Below are 21,133 nucleotides of genomic sequence, written 5' to 3'. Positions count from 1 at the left end.
GGCTCGTTCGCCGGATCCTGGACAGTCACCGTCGTATGAGGACGGTAACTGTCCAGGACTCCGACCTGGTCACCCGATGGTGCAGGGGGAACCGTTGAGGGTGAAGGCCGTCGGCTTCGGGTTACTGCCGGTGTGCGTGCCGTTGAAGCCGAAGCTGGTCGACGCGCCCACGGCCAGCGTGCCGTTGTACGGCAGGTTGGTGGCGGTCACCGCCGCGCCGGACTGGGTGGCGTTCGCCGACCAGGCCTGGGTGAGCCGCTGACCGGCCGGGAAGCTGAACCCGAGGGACCAGCCGTTCAGGGCGCTGGTACCGGTGTTGGTGATGGTGACCGTGGCGGTGAACCCGGTGCTCCAGTCGCTGGTGGTGTAGCCGACCTTGCAGGCGGCGGTGGGGGTGGCCGGCAAGGTGGTCACGGTGACGGTGGGAGACGGGGCGGACGGGTTGCCGGCGGCGTCCACCGCGACCACGTGGAACACGTACGCGGTCGCCGGGGTCAGGCCGGTCACCGGGTACGTGGTGCCGGTGACCGTGGCGAGCAGGGTGTCCGTCGACGCGTCCCGGCGGTACACCCGGTAGCCGGTGACGCCGACGTCGTCGGTGGACGGCCCCCAGCTGAGGGTGAGCCCGGTCGGGCCGACCGCCGAGGCGGTGGGGGTGCCGGGCGGGGTGGGCGCGCTGGTGTCCGGGCCGCCGCCGGCCGGGGTGGTCACCGTCGCCACCGGGGAGGACGCCGACGAGTTGCCGGCGTTGTCCCGGGCGCGTACCCAGAACCGGTAGCTGCGGGACGGCTGGAGGGCACTCAGGGTCAGGCTGTTGGTGCTGGTCCGGTGCAGGATCAGCGCGTCGCTGCCGACGGTCTCCTGGGTGATCTCGTAGCCGGCCACGCCACTGCCGGCGTCGGTGGACGCGGGCCAGGTCAGGGTGACGCCGGTGGCGGTCAGGTTGGACGCGACCGGGGTGCCGGGGGTGGTGGGCGGGGTGGTGTCCTGGACCGGGCCACTCGGCTCCTCGCCCCAGACCCGCTGGCCGCCGGAGTAGAGCGGCACCTTGCGGTTCGGGCCGGCGGTGGGCTGCCAGGACGGGTCGTTGGTCGGGTCCCAGGTGCCACCCTCCGGTACACCGATCTTGAACTGCACCTCCATCCGGTGCTGGGACTGGCCGGCCGGGGCGATGGTGTGCCCGGTGCAGTCCACCTCGACGTACCAGAGGTCGCCGCTGACCTGGCGGGCGGTCGACGGCGACGGGCAGCCCTGGGTGTAGCCGGGGGTGACCTGCACCGGCGTGCCGTCGGTCCGGAAGTAGTACCGGAACGTGCCGTCGGTGAGCGCGCGGGCCGGGAACGCGGACTTGTTGTAGACGATCGCCTTGAGCCCGACGGCGCGCGGCTCGTTCTGCATGACCGTGGTCTCCACGGTCAGCTCGTCGATGTCGGGGCGTTCGGCGGTCGGGAAGCCGGCGAGCGGGGTGCCGCCGTACTTGGCGCTCAGGGCGGCCAGCGCGGAGCTGAACCCGGCGTTGTAGTCGGTGGCGACCTCGTTCATCACGTAGTCGGAGCGGTTGTCGGTGTACGCGTCGTTGGCCGCGGACGGGCCGCCGACCAGGGCGCCGTAGAGCACGTGCCGGGTTTCGGTGGGTACCGTCTGGCTGTCCCACCAGGAGCCGTGCGCGGTGCGGTGGTGCGGGTTCTTCGGTGAGTTGGTCCCGAAGCCGATCTGGTAGCTGGAGTTGCGCGGGTTGTCGCCGAGCGCGTAGTTGATCTGCCGGACCGCGAAGTCGTGGTAGCGGGTCTTGCGGGTCGCGTCGGTGATCCTGTCGCTGTGCAGCAGCGCGACGAACGCGGTGTTGGCGGCGTAGCGCAGCGCGCCCCACGAGTCGAGCACCGCCATCCCGCCCGGCGAGTACGGCACCCGCTGGCCGTTGACCCCGACGGTCCAGTAGTCCAGCCACCGGTTGGCGTCGTCGAGGTACTTCTGCTTGCCGGTCAGCGCGGCCAGCAGCACGTACGCCCCGAACTGCTTGTTGTCCCAGGCGATCGTCCACTTGTAGGACCGGGTGGTGCTCTGCGGCTCGGTGCCGAGCTTGTCGTACTCGCTCTCCGCCTTGGTCAGGTAGCTGGCCTCGCCGGTGGCCCGGTGCAGCCAGATCGCGCCCCAGACCAGTTCGTCCTGCCAGCCGCTCCACGAGCGGTAGAAGCTGGTCGCGTCGGTGATGCACTCGTGGTAGCTCTTCCGCACCGTGTCGGCGAAGGTGTAGAGCTGCCGGGCGTGGGTGAGCAGGGTGTTCGCGTAGGTCGGGTCGGTGGGCCGGAACACCATCGACGACGCGGCCATCGCCGCCGCCGTCTCGCCGGCCAGGTCCGCGCCGCCACAACTGGCATCGATCTTGTACGCGGGCCGCGCCATCGGCATCACCTCGGCCGGACCCCACCACTTGTGATCGTCGTCACCCTTGCCGACCTGTCCGTAGAGGACGTTCGGGGCGGGGTGCGCCTTGATGAAGTAGTCGTTGACGAAGCGCAGGTTGTTCAGCAGGTGCGTCAACTGGCCGGAGGCGACGTACCCGTCCCGGTACTCCACCGCACCCCAGGCCAGCATGGTGGCGCTGAACGCCATCGGGAAGCCGAACTTCACGTGGTCGCCGGCGTCGTACCAGCCGCCGGTGAGGTCCAGGCCGACGTCCGCGCCGTCGGTGAGCGCCGAGTCGCCGCGCCAGGAGACCCGGTTCCAGGCGGGCAGGTCACCGGACTGCTGGGCCTCGTAGAAGAACAGGGACTTCTGCAACGCCTCGGCGTAGTTGTAGGCGGGGGCCGCGGCGACCGGGGCCGGGGCGGTGCCGGTGACGGCGAGGGCGAGGCCGGTGGTCAGCGCGGCACCGGCCGCGACGAGACGCCGGTACCAGGGCGGTTCGGACCGCCCGCGGGCGGTGCGGTGGCGCATGCCGGTGCTCCTGTCGGTGGAGGGCGCCGCCCGGGGCGGGTCGACCGGGGACGGGGGTGGGTCGACGCGCCCCGGGCGGCATGGTGGTGGACGTCCCGGGAGCCCGCGCCACCACGACCGTGGAAGCGCTCCCATGGATACGCGACAATGTAACGGCCGTCTCACCCGTTTGTGAAGAGCAGGTGTCAAACCCGCGACGCGCCCCGGCGCAGCGTCCGACCAGGACGCTCCGTTACATCAACACGCGGAGTGACTCAGCCGACGGCTCCGTCGGTCCACTCCGACAGGACCTTTGACCAGCGAGTCTGAGCAGCTCAGGCCGTTCGTCCGATGCCTCGGCGGGTCGCCACCCATGGGATCATGGGCCGTCCCCTCGACTACTCTCCGGAGGAAAACCGTATGCCGCAGCGCCGGCACGTGGCCTGCGCGGTCGTTTCTGCCGCCGCCGCCACGACCTTCCTCGCCTTCGCCACCCCGGCCTGGGCCGTCAGCACCGCCGAACTCCGCCAGTCCGACGTCAAGGCGGGCGAGTTCGAGAACCAGAAGTGCAGCGACGCCCGGTTCGCCGACCTCCCCGACGACCACGACGGCTGGCACTTCATCCTGCCCGGCAACAAGAGCCAGTCCGGCGACTTCCTGGGCCTGGAGCTGACCTTCACCGACGGCGTGCAGGACGTCACCGTGACGATCCCGGACGACGCAGACCCGTACCCGGACGCCTTCTACACCACCGGCGGCCCGAACGCACAGGTGAAGCACGCCTACCTGTTCACCCCGGCGGGTTGGACGCTGGTCACCGGCGAAGCCACCATCAGCGGCAAGGCCGACTACTTCAACCTGAGCCACACCTGCCCGGGTGAGCCGGCTCCGTCCACCCCGACCCCCACCCCGACCCCGTCGGGGTCGGTCAGCCCGACCCCGGACGAGTCGGTCAGCCCGACCCCGGACGAGTCGGTCAGCCCCACCCCCGACGAGTCGGTCAGCCCGACTCCCGACGAGTCGACGAGCCCGACCCCGGGCGAGTCGGTCACCCCGTCCACATCGGAGACTCCGGGCGGCGGTGGCGGGGGCGACCTGCCGCTCACCGGCGCGGCGGCGACCACGATCGCCCTGCTCGGCGTCGGCCTGATCGGTGGCGGCGCGACCCTGATGGTGCTCCGTCGCCGTCGGGACAACATCACCTTCACGAGCTGACCCGGTCGGCGTACCGACTGTCGCTCCTCGCACCCCGACCGGCCGCCGGGCCTCGCCCGACGGCCGGTCGGCGTTCGCGCGCCCGACCGTAGCCCGCCCGGCCGGGGCGCCGCTCGCCCGACCGCGACGCCGCTCGCCCGACCAGGCGGCGGCTCTTGCTACCGGGCGGCGGTCCGCCCGTCCGGTAGCCGCCGGCACGACCAGGCACCGTCCGCACGACCAGGCGGCGGGTTCGCACGGCCGGTTGGCGTTCGGACGACCAGGGCCGCGGCCTGCCCGGTCCGGGTGGCCTTCGGGCGACCGGCCGACGTCGGGGACCGACCGAGACGACCAGGAAAACGCTTTCCCGTCAAGTCAAGCTGAATCACATTATCGATGAACTGCGATATAGTGGCGACGTAAGTGCAGCTCAGCGGCGAGATGCACGAGGCAAAGGGGCGGCTCGACCGGCCCTCGACAGTGGACGACCATCCTGGCATACGAACGTACTGTTGCCGCCGGTGTTCCGGGCACGGGACAGTACGCCCAGCGGTGCCGTCGATGCCGCCGCTCCACTGGATGACCCTGAGGAGATCGCGATGGCTCTACGACTCGCCGATGGCACCGCCTGGGCCGACACCCTGGCCCGCGCCGTCCAGGCCACCCCCGAGGCGTTCGACGCCGCCGACGCGGACGGCACCGTCACCCTGCGCAACCTGATCCAGGGCGACTGGGCCTCGGCCGGCACCCCCAGCCCGGTCCGCACCCCGGTCGACAACACCGTCCTGGTCAACCTGCCCCGCCTGGACGCCGCCACCGCCAGCGCCGCGGTCGCCTTCTCCGCCGCCGCACACCGCACCTGGGCCGACACCCCCCTCGCCGAGCGGAAGGCCAAGGTCAACGACGCGCTCGACGCGCTCACCGCCCACCGCGACCTGCTCGCCCTGCTGCTGGTCTGGGAGATCGGCAAGCCGTGGCGGCTGGCCTGCGCCGACGTGGACCGGGCCCTGGACGGCGTCCGCTGGTACGTCGACGAGATCGACCGGATGCTCGCCGACGGACGCGAACCGCTGCCCGGCCCGGTCAGCAACATCGCCAGCTGGAACTACCCGATGAGCGTGCTGGTCCACGCCGAACTGGTCCAGTTGCTCGCCGGCAACGCGGTCATCGCCAAGACCCCCTCGCAGGGCGGGGCGGTCTGCCTCACCGTCGCCCACGCGCTGATGCGCCGCGCCGGCCTGCCCGCCACCCTGGTCTCCGGCGGCGGCGAGGAACTGTCCGAGGTGCTCGTCCGGGCACCCGAGATCGGCGCGGTGGCCTTCGTCGGCGGGCGCTCCAACGGCGGCAAGGTCGCCGCCGCGCTGCTCGACTCCGACAAGCGCCACTTCATCGAGCAGGAGGGCCTCAACGCCTGGGGCATCTGGAACTTCTCCCAGTGGGACATGCTCGCCAAGCACCTGAAGAAGGGCTTCGAGTACGGCAAGCAGCGCTGCACCGCGTACCCGCGCTTCGTCGTGCAGCGGGACCTGGTCGACGAGTTCCTGGCGATGTACCTGCCGGTGGTCTCCTCGGTCCGCTTCGGCCACCCACTCGCCGTGTCCGACGACTGGTCCGCCGGCGACCCGCTGCCCGAGCTGGACTTCGGCCCGCTGATCAGCGGTGCCAAGGCCGACGAGCTGCGCCGCAAGGTCGACGAGGCGGTCCGGGGTGGCGCGATCCCGCTGTACCGGGGCAAGCTGGACGGTGCGCCGTTCCTCGACGCACAGGACACCTCGGCGTACGTGGCCCCGTCGGTGCTGCTCGCCCCGCCCGGCCGGTCCCGGCTGATGCACGCCGAGCCGTTCGGCCCGGTCGACACCATCGTGGTGGTGGACACCACCGACGAACTGCTCGCCGCGATGAACGCCTCCAACGGCGCGCTGGTCGCCAGCCTGGCCTGCGACGACGAGGAACTGGCCGGGAAGCTGGCGGTGGACCTGCAGGCGTTCAAGGTCGGCATCAACAAGCCGCGCTCCCGGGGCGACCGCGAGGAGCCGTTCGGCGGCCGGGGTGCCTCGTGGAAGGGCGCCTTCGTCGGCGGCGACCTGCTGGTACAGGCCGTCACGGTCGGCGGCGAGGGACGCCTCTACGGCAACTTCCCCGACTACAACAGCTACCCCGCCACCTGACGCACGCCGATCGCGGAGGGGCCCGTCCGGGCTCCTCCGCGCACGCCGTACGCCCACCGGCCCGTCCGGGATCTTGCGCGCACGCCGGTACGCCACTGGCCCGTCCGGGCGGACGGCCGGCACCTGTCGACCGCTCGCTCGGACGGTCACCAGGTGCCGTCGCCGTGTACCCGGGCGGGTGCCCGTCCGAGCAGGAGCGTGGTGAGGGCGGTGTCGATGTCCGGCCCGAGGAACCGTTCGCCGGCCTGGTCGAGGGCGAAGACGCGGCCCTGTTCGTCGACGGCGAGGATGCTGTCCTGCCGTTCGGTGCCGATCGGGAACAGCCGTACGCCCGGCACCGCCCCGAAGTCGGCGAGACTGGCAGCAGTGTGCGCGACCAGCAACGGATCCACCTGGAATCGTGAGATCCAAACCTGTTCCCCGGGACCACGCCGCCCGCTGGCCAGACTCGGAAAGGCGGTCAGCGCCCCGAGCGCGGCCGCGATACGCGAGTGTCGTTCGCCGCCGACCGCAGCGCAGGTCTCGTCGATAGCCACCTCTGCCAACAGGTCGTCGCCGAAGTGTGGCTGCCAGCCGGCTGCCGCCAGGGAGTGGGCGACTTCCTGGGGGAAGCGGTTGGGGTGCGGGACGGGCTGGGGTTCGGGTCGCCATTCATCGACGTAGGCGAGGTCGGGCCAGGGGCGTAGGTGGAGGTGGACCAGGGCGGTGAGGCAGGAGTCGCAGGGGCGGTCGGTGGGTCCGCCGGCGGGGTCTGCTGGTTCGCGTACTCGGAAGACGTCCAGGCGGGCGGTCTCCAGGAGTGTCAGGTAGTCCTGGAAGCCCAGGGGTGGTTGGCCGGTGGTGGCTCGTTGGTGGTCCTGGTCGTGCAGGGGGGTAGGTGACCCACGGCATCCGGCGGAAGACGTTCGTCATGTTCGAGGAGCAACTCCAACAGCAGGGCGACCCGGGGGCCGACCCGTCCATCGGGCGCCAGCACGCTGCCACCAGCCCGGACGATGCCGCCCTACCGTCGTTGCACCTCGGTCGCGCAGTGGTTGGCGGCCAGCGGCAGCGTCACGGTCACCACCGCACCGTCCCGCTCCAGCCGCATCGGCCGACCGAGTCGGTGCAGGGTCCGCAGCATCGGGGTGTTCGCGGCGTGCACGTGCAGTTCCACCGCCGCGTACCCGGTCCGGTCGGCGTGGGTGACCAGCCGGCGCAGCAGCGCGCCGCCGAGGCCACGGCGCTGCCGGTCGTCTCTGACCAGCAGCGCCGCCTCGGCCTGGTCCCCCTCGCCGAGCAGGTTCGCCATCGCGACCACCGACTCCGCCGCACCAGCGGGGTCCGTCTCGACAGCGACCAGGGTCATCCCGCGCGCCGGATCGAGCAGCCGCCGCAACCGGTCGGGGGACGGCCGGCCCGCTCCGCTGAGGTAGCGGCGGTGCAGGGTCCGCGCCGAGCACTGCTCGTGCAGCCGCAGGACGGCTGTGAGATCGTCCGGCCCGGCGGGGCGTACGCCCAGCTCGGAGCCGTCGGGAAGGATCAGGGTGACCTGTTCGGCGGACCGCCGCGCGACGGTGACCGCCAGTTCCACCAGCGCCTGCGCCCGGGCGTACTCGGCCGGGGTGAAATCCGGCGCGGGCCGGGACAGCTCGAAGACCCCGCCGTCGCCGTCGGCGAGCCGTAGCCGGGTGCCCTCCACCCCGACCGGCCCGGCGGCGGGCCCCGGCCGCCAGGTCACCATGTCCGCGCCGAGCAGGGTACGCAGCGCCTCGCCGGCCGCGTCCGGGTCGCGCACCAGCCGGCTGGCGAGTCCGAGCACCCGGGTCGGCTGGTCCGCCAGACCGCGTACCTCGCTGCGCTCCACCCAGCAGTCCCGGCCCCGGCCCTTCTCGACGGCGGCGAGCAGGTCGGTCTCGTCGAGGGCGTCCGGCGCGTCGACGAGGAAGTCGTCCACCGCGCCGGCCTCGGTGGTGTGCACCTGTACGGCGAGGATGTTCACCCCGCGCAGGGCGAGGCTGGCGGTCAGCACGGAAAGGTAGCCGGGCCGGTCGTCCACGGTGGCCCGGATCCGCCAGAGGGTCACGATCGTCCCCCGGTGGCCGGGGCTGTGGGCGCGCCCACCAGGTCGAGCCGGTCGCCGAGGATGACCGCGCTGGCCTTGACCAGTTGGGTCAGCCGGTCCACCTCGGTGCGGTGGAAGGCGGCCGGGGTGAGGGTTTCGGCCACGTCCCGGGCGACCACCAGCACCAGGCCGGCCCGGCCGAACGGGACGACCGCGAAGTGGCTGCCGTCGGGCATGGTCAACGCACGGGAGCGCAGCGGGGTCACCTCCGGCAGGTTCGGCGGGACCGGGGTACGCCAGCTCGCGTAGCCGACGGTCGCCGCCCCGCCGCCGGAGGAGGCCCAGTCGATCGGGACCACGGCGGCCACCGCCCAGTCCGCCGCCAGCAGGCCGGGCACCGCGTCGACCAGGGTGGCGCACCCGTCGGCCGGGTTGGCCGCCACCTGGGCCAGCAGTTCGGCGTCCTGGCCGGTGGCGGTCGGCGCGCCGATGGCCCGCCACACCCCGTCCACCTGGACGCCGGGGATCGCGGCGAGGCCGGCCAGCAGGCGTTCGAGGCGGGCCGCGCCCGGCCAGACCACGGTGAAGTCGTCCACCGCCCGGCCGCCGAGGCGTTCCAGTACCACCACCTGGACGATGTCGGCCCCGGAGACGCCGAGGGTGCGCGCCACCTGGCCGAGCGTGCCGGGCCGGTCCGGCAGGGTCACCCGAACTCTCAGCAGCATGTCTGTCCCCCATCGTTCGGCGGGCCGGACGTAGACGTCCGGCAGGCTGGTCCCCAGCGTGCCGGACGGGGGTTTCGCCCCTGTTGCCGCACGGTGTCCCCGGCGAAAAACAAGTCTTGACATGGTGAACGGCCGTGCCATCAACTAGTCGGATGACCGATCCGGCCGGGCCGCCGCCGAAGGGGCTCGACCTCGACCGGCTCGCCGCTCATCTCACCGCCCACCGGCCCGATCTGGGGGACGGCCCGCTGCGCGCCCGGCTGATCGCCGGCGGCAAGTCGAACCTGACGTACCTGCTCACCGTCGGCGACCGCGAGGTGGTGCTGCGTCGGCCACCGTTGGGGCACGTGCTGGCCACCGCGCACGACATGGCCCGGGAGCACCGGGTGATCAGCGCGCTCGCGCCGACCGGGGTGCCGGTGCCGGCCGCCCTGCTGCTCTGTACCGACCCGGACGTGATCGGCGCGCCGTTCTACCTGATGGAACGGGTCGACGGGGTGGTCTACCGCAGCCGGACGCAGACCGACCGGCTCACCGGCGACCAGCGGCGTGAGCTGGCCGAGGCGATGATGGACACCCTGGCCACCCTGCATTCGGTGCCGCCGGACGAGGTCGGGCTGGCCGACTTCGGCCGTCCGGACGGTTTCCTCGCCCGGCAGGTGCGCCGCTGGGCCGGGCAGCTCGACCGGTCCCGCAGCCGGCCGTTGCCGGGTGTCGACGAGCTGCGGGACCGGCTCGCCGCGACGGTGCCGGAGGGGGCGAACGCGGGCCGGATCGTGCACGGCGACTTCCGGCTGGACAATCTTCTCGCCTCGGTCGACCCGGTGGCCGTCCGGGCGGTGCTGGACTGGGAGATGGCGACTCTCGGCGACCCGCTGGCCGACCTGGGTCTGCTGCTGACCTACTGGGACGTGCTCGGCGACTCCGACCTCGCCGCTGGCAACCCGGTCGCCGACGGGCTCGGCCCGCGCGCCGGCTTCCCCACCGGCGCGGAGCTGATCGCGCGGTACGCCGCCCGCGCCGACGTCGACGTGGGGCCGTTGCACTGGCACGTGGCGCTGGGCTGCTTCAAGCTGGCGGTGATCTGCGAGGGCATCCACTACCGGCACACCCTCGGGCAGACCCTGGGTGACGGGTTCGACCGGATCGGTGCCCTGGTGGCGCCCCTGGTCGCGCACGGGCTGGCCGCCACCCGACGTTGAGCACCACCGGGACCGGTCCGGCGACGGAGGATGGTCGGCGACGTCGGCCACCGGGAGACGTACGAGAGGGCGGCGACACGCGCCGCCGGGGAGAGACGATGGACTTCAGCTTCGACGCCCGTACCACCGAACTGCGCGAGACGTTGCTGCGCTTCCTCGACGAGAGGGTGTATCCGGCGGAGGCCGTGCACGCCGCGCAGGTCGCAGCGGCCGGGGACCCGTGGGCGCGTCCGCCGGTGCTGGCCGAGCTGAAGGCGGAGGCGCGGGCCCGGGGCCTGTGGAACCTCTTCCTCCCCGACCCGCGCCACGGTGCCGGGCTGACCAACCTCCAGTACGCCCCGCTCGCCGAACTGACCGGGCGCAGCCCGCACCTGGCCCCGGAGGCGCTCAACTGCGCCGCCCCGGACACCGGCAACATGGAGCTGCTCGCCGCGTTCGGCACCGAGGAGCAGCAGGAACGCTGGTTGCGTCCGCTGCTGGCCGGCGAGATCCGCTCGGCGTTCTGCATGACCGAGCCGGCGGTGGCCTCGTCCGACGCCACCAACATCGCCACCCGGATCGTCCGGGACGGCGACGAGTACGTGATCGACGGGCGCAAGTGGTGGTCGTCCGGGGCGATGGACCCGGCCTGCGAACTCCTGATCGTGATGGGCAAGACCGATCCGGACGCCGAACGGTACAAGCAGCAGAGCATGATCCTGGTGCCCCGGGACACCCCCGGCGTGACGGTACGGCGCGGGATGACCGTCTTCGGGTACTCCGACGCGGCGCACGGCGGCCACGCGGAGATCGACTTCACCGGGGTGCGGGTGCCGGCGGCGAACCTGGTCGGGGAGGCGGGTGGCGGTTTCGGCATGGCCCAGGCCCGACTCGGTCCGGGTCGGATCCACCACTGCATGCGCCTGGTCGGGATGGCCGAGCGGGCGCTGGAGCTGATGTGCCGGCGGGTGGTCGACCGGGTCGCGTTCGGTCGGCCGCTGGCCGAGCAGGGCGTGGTCCAGGAGTGGATCGCCGAGTCCCGGGTGCGGATCGAGCAGGCCCGGCTGCTGGTACTCAAGACCGCCTGGTTGATGGACACGGTCGGCAACCGGGGCGCGCACACCGAGATCCAGGCCATCAAGATCGCTGTCCCGGCGATGACCGAGTGGGTGGTCGACAAGGCGATCCAGGCGCATGGCGGGGCCGGGGTCAGCCAGGACACTCCGCTGGCCGCGCTCTGGGCCCAGGCCCGCACCCTCCGCCTCGCCGACGGCCCGGACGAGGTGCACCGCGCCTCCCTGGCCCGCCGCGAACTCCGCCCCTACCGCACCCCCACCCCCTAACCCCCTACCCCCACTCCCCCGTCCCTCCCCTCCCCGCCGACCCCTCCCACCCCCCGTTGATCATGAAGTTGTTGTCCCGGGAAATCGCTTGCCCGGACAACAACTTCATGATCAACGCGGCCCTGGAGGGGGTGGGGGGGTCAGGCGGAGGCGCGGGGGACCATGTGGGTGTCCAGGAGGACGTAGGGGGCGGGCAGGTCGTCGCCCCGGATCCGGGCCACCAGGAGTCGGGCCATCTGCCGGCCCATCTCCTCCACCGGCTGGAAGACCGTGGTCAGCGGCGGGTCCGACTGCCGGGCGATCGGCGAGTCCTCGTACCCGACCACGGCCACGTCGTCGGGGACCCGCCGGCCGGCCTCGCGCAACGCCCGCAGCGCCCCGTACGCCATCAGGTCGCTGGCGACGAAGACCGCGTCCAGGTCCGGACAGAACTCCAGCAGCCGGCGCATGCAGGCGGTGCCGCTGCCCTCGCTGAAGTCGCCGTACGCGATCATCGCCGGGTTGACCCGGCCGCCGGTGGCCGTGACGGCCTCCCGGTAGCCGTTCAGCCGGGCCAGGCCGGCGCCCATGTCCTGTGGACCGGCGATGGTGGCGATCCGCTGGCGGCCCTTGCCGACCAGGTACTCCACCGCCTGCCGGGCCCCGCCGACGTTGTCGACGTCCACGAAGTACGCCGGCTGGGCCCCGGGACGCAGCATCCGGGCCGGACGCCCACCGAGCACCGTCGGCAGACCGCGCTCCTCCAGCAGGGTGGGCAGCGGGTCGGCGTCGTGCAGGGACAGCAGCAGGACCCCGTCGACGTGCTGGTTGGTGAGGTGGTGCTCGACCCGTTCGCGTTCCACCGGCGACTGGGCCATGGCGAGCCAGAGCTGCATCGGGGTGTCCAGCAGCCCGGAGCTGATGCCCCGGACGATGCCGGCGAAGAAGGGTTCGGTGAAGACCCGCTCCCCCGACTCGCTGACCACCAGGGCCACCGAGTCGGTGCGCTGGGTGACCAGGGCTCGGGCGGCCCGGTTCGGCACGTACCCCAGCTCGGCGATGGCCTGCTGCACCGCGGCCCGGGCCTCCGGGCTCACCTGGGGCGAGCCGTTGACCACGCGGGAGACCGTCCCGCGCCCGACGCCGGCGCGGGCCGCGACCGCGTCGAGGGTCGGGCGCCCGAGCGAGCGGGTGCGCTGGGTTGTCATGTCTGCTCCTCCGACGTCGGACGGGCCGGCGGAACCCCCGCAGGGGGAGATCCGCCGACGCCGCCCGTTCACTGGCTGGCCCTGGGGCCTATTGTGCGGCCAGACCGTTGCGTCGGATCACCTCGGCGTACCACCTGGCACTGGACTTGGGGATGCGGAGCTGGCTGTCGTAGTCGACATACACCATGCCGAAGCGCTTGGTGTAGCCCCACGCCCACTCGAAATTATCCATCAGCGACCAGGCGAAGTATCCCCGCAGGGGCACGCCCGCGCGGATCGCCTCGTGCGCGGCCCGCAGGTGGGCGTCGAAGTACGCCAACCGGTCGGTGTCGTCCACCCGACCGTCGACCACGGTGTCGACGAACGCCGACCCGTTCTCGGTCACGTACAGCGGCAGGTCGGTGTACTCCTCGTGCACCCGGCGCAGCGTCTCGACCAGGCCGGGGGCGTCGATCTCCCAGTCCATGTCGGTGACCGGCACGCCGCGGGTCACGAAGCGCACCGACTCGCTGCCCGGCCAGCAGGACGGCGCCCGCCAGTACTTCTCCGGCTCGGCCCCCTCGATCGGGGCGGCCACCACGTGCCGGCTGTAGTAGTTGATGCCGACCACGTCCAGCGGGGTGGAGATGGTCGCCAGGTCACCGTCGTGGACGTGCCCGAAGTCGGTCACCTCGCGCAGGTCGGCGACCAGGTCGGCCGGGTACTCGCCGCGCAGGATCGGGTCGAGGAAGAACCGGTTGGCGAGCCCGTCGATCCGGCGGGCCGCGTCGGCGTCGCCGGGCGCGTCGGTGGCCGGGGTGACCGGGTACAGGTTGAGCGTCACGCCGATCTCGGCGTCCGCCCGGCCGGCGCGCAGCGCCTGGGTGGCCAGGCCGTGCCCGAGCATCAGGTGGTGCCCGGCGCGGACCGCGTCGCCGCCGTCGGAGCGACCCGGGGCGTGCGCGCCGGAACCGTACCCGAGGAACGCCGAGCACCACGGCTCGTTGAGGGTGGTCCAGTAATTCACCCGGTCACCGAGGGCGTCCTGGGCGAGCTTCGCGTAGTCGGCGAACCGGAACGCGGTGTCCCGGACCGGCCAGCCGCCGGCGTCCTCCAGCTCCTGGGGCAGGTCCCAGTGGTAGAGGGTCACCCACGGCTCGATGCCGTGGGCCAGCAGCTCGTCGATCAGCCGGCGGTAGAAGTCCAGGCCCTCCTGGTTGGCCGCCCCCGAGCCGCCCGGCTGCACCCGGGGCCAGGAGATGGAGAACCGGTACGACTTCAGCCCCAGCTCCGCCATCAGTTTCACGTCGGCGGGCATCCGGTGGTAGTGGTCGCAGGCCACGTCGCCGGTGTGGCCGCCGACGGTACGGCCGTCGGTGTGGCTGAAGGTGTCCCAGATCGAGGTCGTCCGGCCGCCCTCGGCCGCGGCCCCCTCGATCTGGTAGGCGGCGGTGGCCGCGCCCCAGAGGAAGTCCGGCGGAAAGATCAGCTCCGGCCCCTGGTCGAGGAGACCGACGGCGGGCGGGGTGGCAGGGTTGCTCACGACTTGACGGCACCTTCCATGATCCCGCCGATGATCTGGCGGCCGAACAGGACGAAAATCACGAACAACGGCAGGGTCGCGATCAGGGTGCCCGCGAAGATCTGCGAGTTGTCGGCGAAGTAGGCGGTGTTCAGGCTACGCAGGGAGATCTGCACGGTCGGGTTCGCCGGGTCGGCGAGCACCACGAACGGCCAGAAGAACTGGTTCCACTGCTCCATGAAGGTGAGCAGGCCGAGCACCGCCGCGGCCGGCCGCAGTGCCGGGGCGACCACGTGCCAGTAGATCCGCCAGGTGGAGCAGCCGTCCACCCGGGCCGCCTCGATCAGCTCGTTGGGCACGGCCTGTTCGGCGTACTGGCGCATCATGAAGATGCCGAACCCGCCGATCAGGAACGGCACCGTCACCGACGGCATGGTGTTGAGCCACTCCAGCTTCGCCATCAGGATGTACAGCGGCAGCACGCCGAGCTGGATCGGCACCATCATCGAGGCGAGGATGATCAGCAGCAGCGCGTTCTTGCCCTTGAAGCGGAGCTTGGCGAAGGCGAACCCGGCGAGCGACCCGAAGAACACGGTGGCGACGGTGATCGTCCCGGAGACCAGGAACGAGTTCATCAGGCCCTTGAGCACGTTGGCGTCGCCGTTGGCGAGCACCCGCTCGATGTTCTCGCCGAGCTTGCCGCCGGGCAGGAACGGCGGCGGCCAGGAGTTCGCCGCGTCGTTGGTACGCGACGCGATGACGATCATCCAGTAGAAGGGGAAGAGGGACAGGATCACGCCGAGGACCAGGCCGACCCAGGTGAGCGGGCTGGCCTTCCACAGCGCTGCGGCCCGGTGCCCGCGGGACGGCCGGTCGGCCCGGTGCCCGGGCTGGCGTACCGGGGGACGGAGTGTCGTGGTCGTCATCTGCGTACCCTCACTTGTCCGAGCTGATCCGACGGGCCAGCAGGTAGTTCACGACCGACATGAAGGCGATCAGCAGGAACAGCACGAGCGCGACCGCGCCGGCGTACCCCCAGCGGAAGCGGGTGTTCATCACGTCGAGCAGGTACATCGTGATGGTCTGGAACTGACCTTCGGAGCCGCCGGAGATGCCGCCGGCGCCGCTGGTGAACAGCAGCGGCTCGGTGAACAGCTGCAACCCGCCGATGGTGGAGATGATCAGCGTGAAGATGATCGTGGGGCGGAGCTGGGGGACGGTGATCGACCAGAACTGCCGCCGCCGGGACGCGCCGTCCAGCGACGCCGCCTCGTACATGTCCTTGCTGATCGACTGCATGGCGGCCAGGTAGATCAGGGCGTTGTAGCCGATCCACCGCCAGTCGACCATGGTGGAGATGGCGAACCAGGAGGCGAACCGGTTGGCCCGCCAGTCGATCGGGTCGATGCCCACCAGGTCGAGGGCCCAGTTGACCAGGCCGAACTCGCGCGCGTAGATCATCGAGAAGATCAGCGCGACCACGGCGGTGGAGGTGATGATCGGCATGGCGATGGCCATCCGGAAGAACGTCTGCGCCGGCAGCCGCCGGTTGAGCGCGTTCGCCAGCATCAGGGCGATCAGCAGCTGCGGCACGGTCGACATGGCGAACATGCCGAACGTGTTGACGACCGCGTTCCAGAACTGCGGGTCGTTGGTGAGCAGCTCGACGAAGTTGTCCAGCCCGACGAAGCTGATCGTGGGGTTCAGCGGGGAACGGTCGGTGAGCGCGATCCAGACCGTGTAGGCGATCGGGTACGCCCCGAAGATCGCGAAGAGGACGAAGAACGGCAGGACGTACAGGTACGGCGAGTACTTCAGGTCCGCCCGGGTCAGCGAGAGGCGACGGCGCGACTCGGCACGGGTGGAGCGGGGCCGGCGTCCGTCGGGGGGCGCGTCGGCGTGCAGGTCGAGGCTCATCAGCGGTCCTTCACACGTCAGGCGACGCCACCGGCGCGGGTGACGTCGGGGAGGCACCGGGATGGCGCCGCCGCGTTGCCGCGGTCGACGCCATCCCGGGGTGGCTCGGCCAGGGTCACTTGCCGGCGGCCTCGCCGTTCTTCAGCGCTGCCTCCCACTGCTCGCCAGCGGGCTTGCCCTGCTCGACGGCGCGCAGGGTGTTCTCCACGGCGGTGCGGACCGCGTTGTTCTTCGGGCCCAGGTAGACCGGCTTCAGCTCGCTGGCACCGGCGGCGAAGATCTTGCCGACCGGGGCGCCGCTGAAGTACTCGTTGGTCGAGTCGGCCACGGCCGGGTCGGCCAGGGCCTGCGGGGAGGACGGCAGGTTGCCGACCGTCTTGAACGCCTCGACCTGGCCCTTGGCGCTGGTCAGGAACTTGACCAGCTTGGCCGCCTCGGCGGCGTGCTTGCTGGACTTCGGCACGGCGAGGAACGAGCCGCCCCAGTTGCCGCCGGCGCCGGGGGCCTTGGCGACGTCCCACTTGCCGGCCGCCGCGTCACCGGCCTGGCCCTTGATGACACCGGTCATCCAGGCCGGGCAGGCGATGGTGGCGAAGGTGCCGTTCTTGAAACCGGCGTTCCACTCGTTCGAGAACGCCTGGAGGTTGTTCGACAGCTTGGCGTCGACCAGCTTGGTGGTGAGGTCGTACGCCGCCTTGACGTCCGGGTTGTCCTTGATGACGAGCTTGTTGCTCTTGTCGTAGTACGTGTAGCCGGTGCCGGCACCGGCGATCTGCATCAGCACCACGTTGTAGAAGTTGGTCGCCGAGTCGATGAACTTGTGCTTCGGGTCGGCGGCGGTGAACTTCTTGCCGGCCTCGATGAAGGCGTCCCACGTCGGCCAGAGCTGGCCGACCTGCTCGCGGTCGGCGGGCAGGCCGGCGGCCTGGAAGAGGTCCTTGCGGTAGCACAGCGCCATCGAGCCGACGTCGGTGCCGAGGCCGAGCACCTTGCCGTCGGGGGTGCTGCCCTGCTCCCACTTCCACGGCAGGAAGTTGGCCTTGAGGTCGTTCGCGCCGTGGTCGGCCAGGTTCACGAACTTGTCGGCCTGGGCGTAGAACTGCACGATCGTGCCCTCTTCGAGGGCGACGACGTCACCGGCGCCGGAGCCGGCGGTGATCTGCTGGGTCAGTCGGGTGTTGTAGTCACCCAGGCCGAGCCCCTTGCCGCGCTCCTGGATCTTGACGTTCGGGTTCTCGGCCTCGTACTGCTTGTACAGCGCGTCGTAGCCGAAGCCCTGGTCGCCGAAGACGTCGACGGTGAGGGTGATCGGATCGTCGGCGCTGCCGCTGCTGTCCGACGAGTCGTCACCGCCTCCGCAGGCGGTGGCGGTGGCGATCACCGCGACGGACGCGAGCGCGATGGCCGCGAACCGCCGACGGCGGAGTGTGAGGCTCATTGCTGACCCCTCTTTCGGTGGTGAGGCTTTGTGGTGGGGGCGCCCGGGAGCGCTCCCATGAGATTGCCGTCGGGTAACGGGCGTGTCAATAGATCGTGGGAGCGTTCCCATATCGTTACCGCGAGAGCGCTTTCGCGGCCGGCGTCTTGCCCCTTTTCGGGCGCGCCGGGAGCATGCGGCGGGCCCGTCTCCCCTACCGGGGAGACGGGCCCGGACGTCAGCGGGTCAGCAGAGCCGGCGCAGCAGGGTGGACACGCGGCCGGGGTCGAAGGCCGTCGGGTCGAGCGGCCGCCCCAGCCAGTCCCGCATCGCGTCGTGCTCCGGGTGCAGTGGGTCGGCGAGCGCGTCGAGCAGGAGCCGGTAGCCCGGTGGCCCGCCCACGTCCTCCGGCGGACCGGCGCCCTCGCCGTCCAGACAGACCGGATAGCGCTCGTCCGGGTCGGCGGTCAGCACGTCCTCCACCACCAGATCGTGCTCCCACCAGTCGCCGAAGTCGTAGGTGTACCGGAACCGGCTGCCCTTGCCCACGACGGCGTCGAGCCGGGTGTCCAGCTCGTCGCGCAGCGGCAACTCGCCCACCGGGTCGGGGACGCCGTACTGCACCCCGTCGATCTCGAACGAGTGCAGGTGGCAGTTCTGCCAGCCCACCGCGTACTGCACCACCCGGTGCAGCCGGTCCAGGGTGTACCCGCCGGGCACGAGCACCCGACGCCGGACCGGCGGGCGGACCCCGGCCAGCGAGACCTGCAACTGGAAGATCTGACGCGGCATGCTGTCCCATCCTCCCTCGGCATAGGCTGCCACCATGATCTGCCGAGCGTGTCGGGCGAAGCGGCACGGTGACTGCCCGGGCCGGAACTGGTGCGACTGTCAGCACCGTACCCCCGGACCCACCCCTCCGGTCACCGGTCCGGCGAGCGAATGAGCGTCCGGATCCCGATCCACCGCGCCTGGCCCGGGCCGACCAGCGGTCCGCTGGACGATGCCGCGCTCACCGCGCTCTACCGCCGCCACGACCGTCCCCGGCTCCGAGTCAACTTCGTGACCAGCATCGACGGCGCGGTCACCGTGGACGGCTACTCCGCCGGGCTCTCCGGTGAGCCGGACAAGCGGGTCTTCGGCGTGCTCCGGATGCTCTGCGACGCGCTGGTGGTCGCCGCCGGCACGCTGCGGCACGAGGGCTACCGGGCGGTACGCCTCGACCCGGCCCGCCGGGCCTGGCGGCGGGAACACGGGCTCGCCGAGTACCCGACCCTGGTCGTGGTCTCCGGCTCGCTGCGGCTCGACCCGGCGCAGGCCGCCTTCGCCGACGCGCCGGTCCGGCCGGTGGTGCTGACCCGGGCCGACGCCACCGCGCCGGCCGGGCTGGCCGAGGTCGCCGACCTGGTCCGCTGCGGCGACGACCGGGTCGACCTGGCCGCCGGCCTGGCCGAGCTGCGTCGACGCGGTCTCGGGCAACTGCTCTGCGAGGGCGGTCCCCGGCTCTTCGGCGCGCTCACCACCGCCGGTCTGGTGGACGAGGTCTGCCTCACCGTCGCACCGTTGCTGGCCGGCCCCGGCGCGGACCGGATCACGGCGGGACCGGTCGGCCCGCCCCGGGACCTGCCACTGCGCCACGTGCTCACCGCCGCCGACGGCGTCCTGATGCTGCGGCACGCCCGGGACTGACCGGCCGGCGGCACACCCGGCCGGACCGGGCGACGGAAACTGGGAGCCGGGTGGCGGGAGCCGTCACCGGGTGCGGCAGACCCGGCCGGTGCGGGCCGGGTCGACCACCCGCTCGCTCCCGGCCCGCCACACCGGGTTGACCGACAGCGCCAGCGGTGGCGCCTGCCAGGCCGCGGCGAACCGCTGGAGCGGGGCGTACTCCCGGCGCCGCTCGTCGTTCACCGCCCCCTCCAGGACCTTCACCAGGCGGCGCTGGGCGGCGCTCCGACCGATCAACCCGCCGTGGAAGGCGGGCGCCTGGTAGACCGGGATCTTCGCGTACTCCCCCGGCGGGGCCTCGGCCGCGCTGACCGTCGGCAGGAACGCCACCATCAGTACGCCGGGCACCGGGCAGAGCGTCTGGGAGCGGTAGAACGGCGCGCCGTCGAGGATCGACCTGACGAACGGGACGTCCGGATGGTCCTTCTCCTTCTGGGTCAGGTTCGTCACGGCGAAGATCCCGCGCAGCCCCCAGCCGGCCGCCAGCCCCCAGCCCTGCTTCTCCTCAGGCGGCGGGTAGTAGGTACGGCCGGCGCGGACCAGCGGGCTGAACAGCAGCACGGTGTCCACCGGTGACCGGGGCCGCAGTTCCAGGAAGGTACGGGCCACCATCGCGCCCTCGCTCTGCCCGACCAGCGCGACCGGTAGGCGTGTCCGCCGGTGCACCGCGTCGACCTGCGCGGAGAGCAAGCGCGCGCTGTCGGTCAGGGACTGCTGGGTGGCCTCCGGCGGGTACGGCCGGGGGCGGCCCCGGCCGTCGAGACCCCGGTACGAGAAGCGTTCGACCAGCGGGTCGCCGGCCGGCTGCCCGTCGTAGCGGGACGCGTACCCGCCCAGCACGATCACCGCGTGGTCGACCGTGCCGGGCAGGTCCTCCCGGAGCACCGGGGGCCGCCACTGCCGCTGCCCGCCGGCGGCGATACCGATGACGCTCTCGGCGACCAGTGGACTGGCCAGCGCGAGCAGGACCGCGATCAGCGCGACCGGTACCCGACGCCAGCGGATCCGGACCGGCCGGAGCGCCGCCCGCACCGTCCGCTGCCACAGCAGTCCGTTCACCAGCCCGGCCACGGTGGCCATCGGCACCGTCCACCAGTTGAGGACGCTGGAGGTGACGGCCCCGATCAGGGTGAGCGTCGCGAAGTTGAGCGTGGTCCAGCCGGTCAGCTCCCACGACGGGAGTCCCCGCCACCAGTCGCGTACCACGCCGGCCCGTTGCAGGAACGGGGCGAGCAGCAGCAGCGGCACCAGCGAGGCCAGCAGGTACCAGGACAGGGCCACCCCAGCGGCGGCCACCGACAGTGCCGCCCAGGGCGAGATGATCAGCGCGGCCAGCACGGCGATCTGGAGGCTGCGGCCGAACAGCCACCGCCACGACGGGCGGGGCCGGGTGTCCGGCGGCCAGGCCAGCCCGATCAGCGCGGTGGTGAGGACGGCCCGGAACAGGAGCGCCAGCACGAACTCGGACCCGAACCCGAACCAGGAGTTGTGGTAGACCAGCAGCCAACGCAGGTCGTGGTAGGAGTCGTACGGGAAGACCGCGCTGGCCTGCGGGGCCAGCCCTTCGGCGGCGGGCAGCCGCAGCCCGACCAGCAGCGCCGCCTCGATCGTCGGGGGCAACGCGGCCAGCACGAGCAGAGCCGTGGTCCGGCGGCCCGGTCGCCCCATCCGTCCAACCCCCCGTCCCGCGCTCCTTCCGCGAGGATGCCGCGTCCGGGCCGTCGGCGAGCCGGAAACGGGGGTGTTCGGCGGGTTCCGGGCCGGCGGCAACCGCCGGAAAGTTCCCAGTTCGGGCACTAGCCTGGGGACGGG

16 protein-coding genes are annotated in these 21,133 nt (G+C 72.1%); 5 read left to right on the top strand and 11 right to left on the bottom strand.

Translation table 11 applies throughout. The annotated features are described in order from the left end of the window. Positions 1–69 precede the first annotated feature (69 nt). Positions 70–2,937 (bottom strand): glycoside hydrolase family 9 protein, encoded by a 2,868-nt coding sequence (locus PVK37_RS15365; RefSeq protein WP_275034690.1) that lies wholly within the window; start codon positions 2,935–2,937, stop codon positions 70–72. A 399-nt stretch (positions 2,938–3,336) separates the two neighbouring features. Between PVK37_RS15365 and PVK37_RS15360 the strand changes: the two genes are divergently transcribed. Both PVK37_RS15360 and PVK37_RS15355 read left to right on the top strand, forming a co-directional pair. Next, a complete protein-coding gene (locus PVK37_RS15360; RefSeq protein ID WP_275034689.1) occupies positions 3,337–4,131 on the top strand; it encodes an LPXTG cell wall anchor domain-containing protein in 795 nt (264 codons plus the stop codon). Between the two features lie 578 nt (positions 4,132–4,709). After that, positions 4,710–6,278 carry an aldehyde dehydrogenase family protein gene (locus PVK37_RS15355; protein ID WP_275034688.1) on the top strand — a complete coding sequence of 523 codons (1,569 nt, stop codon included), beginning with the start codon at positions 4,710–4,712 and terminating at the stop codon, positions 6,276–6,278. Between the two features lie 146 nt (positions 6,279–6,424). On the opposite strand, the gene PVK37_RS15350 is transcribed toward PVK37_RS15355, so the two are convergent. From PVK37_RS15350 to PVK37_RS15340, 3 genes are all read right to left on the bottom strand, one after another. After that, the gene (locus PVK37_RS15350) at positions 6,425–6,979 is read right to left on the bottom strand and encodes an SUKH-3 domain-containing protein (RefSeq protein ID WP_275035130.1); all 555 of its coding nucleotides are present in this window, start codon (positions 6,977–6,979) and stop codon (positions 6,425–6,427) included. A gap of 302 nt (positions 6,980–7,281) precedes the next feature. Continuing rightward, positions 7,282–8,343 carry a GNAT family N-acetyltransferase gene (locus PVK37_RS15345; RefSeq protein WP_275034687.1) on the bottom strand — a complete coding sequence of 354 codons (1,062 nt, stop codon included), beginning with the start codon at positions 8,341–8,343 and terminating at the stop codon, positions 7,282–7,284. Next, a complete protein-coding gene (locus PVK37_RS15340; RefSeq protein WP_275034686.1) occupies positions 8,340–9,047 on the bottom strand; it encodes an ACT domain-containing protein in 708 nt (235 codons plus the stop codon). The genes PVK37_RS15345 and PVK37_RS15340 overlap by 4 nt, the downstream gene beginning before the upstream one ends. Before the next feature lie 152 nt (positions 9,048–9,199). Here PVK37_RS15340 and PVK37_RS15335 point away from each other — a divergent pair, with 152 nt between their 5' ends. Then, the gene (locus tag PVK37_RS15335) at positions 9,200–10,249 is read left to right on the top strand and encodes a phosphotransferase family protein (protein WP_275034685.1); all 1,050 of its coding nucleotides are present in this window, start codon (positions 9,200–9,202) and stop codon (positions 10,247–10,249) included. A 98-nt stretch (positions 10,250–10,347) separates the two neighbouring features. Then, a complete protein-coding gene (locus tag PVK37_RS15330; protein ID WP_275034683.1) occupies positions 10,348–11,571 on the top strand; it encodes an acyl-CoA dehydrogenase family protein in 1,224 nt (407 codons plus the stop codon). Between the two features lie 140 nt (positions 11,572–11,711). Here PVK37_RS15330 and PVK37_RS15325 read toward each other — a convergent pair whose 3' ends face one another. The 6 genes from PVK37_RS15325 to PVK37_RS15300 form a co-directional block, all read right to left on the bottom strand. After that, the gene (locus PVK37_RS15325; protein ID WP_275034682.1) at positions 11,712–12,758 is read right to left on the bottom strand and encodes a LacI family DNA-binding transcriptional regulator; all 1,047 of its coding nucleotides are present in this window, start codon (positions 12,756–12,758) and stop codon (positions 11,712–11,714) included. 88 nt (positions 12,759–12,846) lie between these two features. Next, entirely contained in the window at positions 12,847–14,280 is a 1,434-nt protein-coding gene (locus tag PVK37_RS15320) for a GH1 family beta-glucosidase (protein WP_275034681.1), read from the bottom strand. Then, entirely contained in the window at positions 14,277–15,185 is a 909-nt protein-coding gene (locus PVK37_RS15315; protein ID WP_275034680.1) for a carbohydrate ABC transporter permease, read from the bottom strand. The genes PVK37_RS15320 and PVK37_RS15315 overlap by 4 nt, the downstream gene beginning before the upstream one ends. 10 nt (positions 15,186–15,195) lie before the next feature. Further along, a complete protein-coding gene (locus PVK37_RS15310) occupies positions 15,196–16,176 on the bottom strand; it encodes a carbohydrate ABC transporter permease (RefSeq protein ID WP_275034679.1) in 981 nt (326 codons plus the stop codon). 115 nt (positions 16,177–16,291) lie between these two features. After that, on the bottom strand, positions 16,292–17,614 hold the full coding sequence (locus tag PVK37_RS15305; protein WP_275034677.1) for an ABC transporter substrate-binding protein: 1,323 nt from the start codon (positions 17,612–17,614) through the stop codon (positions 16,292–16,294). Between the two features lie 225 nt (positions 17,615–17,839). Next, positions 17,840–18,385: a plasmid pRiA4b ORF-3 family protein gene (locus PVK37_RS15300; protein WP_275034676.1), complete on the bottom strand. Its 546-nt coding sequence runs from the start codon at positions 18,383–18,385 to the stop codon at positions 17,840–17,842. Between the two features lie 150 nt (positions 18,386–18,535). Here PVK37_RS15300 and PVK37_RS15295 point away from each other — a divergent pair, with 150 nt between their 5' ends. Further along, entirely contained in the window at positions 18,536–19,282 is a 747-nt protein-coding gene (locus PVK37_RS15295) for a pyrimidine reductase family protein (protein ID WP_275034675.1), read from the top strand. A gap of 63 nt (positions 19,283–19,345) precedes the next feature. On the opposite strand, the gene PVK37_RS15290 is transcribed toward PVK37_RS15295, so the two are convergent. Then, positions 19,346–20,989 (bottom strand): alpha/beta fold hydrolase, encoded by a 1,644-nt coding sequence (locus PVK37_RS15290; protein WP_275034674.1) that lies wholly within the window; start codon positions 20,987–20,989, stop codon positions 19,346–19,348. Between the last annotated feature and the right edge of the window lie 144 nt (positions 20,990–21,133).

Origin of the sequence: Micromonospora cathayae, from assembly GCF_028993575.1 — a bacterium.
In the GTDB taxonomy this organism is placed as follows: domain Bacteria; phylum Actinomycetota; class Actinomycetes; order Mycobacteriales; family Micromonosporaceae; genus Micromonospora; species Micromonospora cathayae.
Note: the sequence above shows the minus strand (reverse complement) of the source record. Positions and strands in the feature narration are given on the sequence as shown.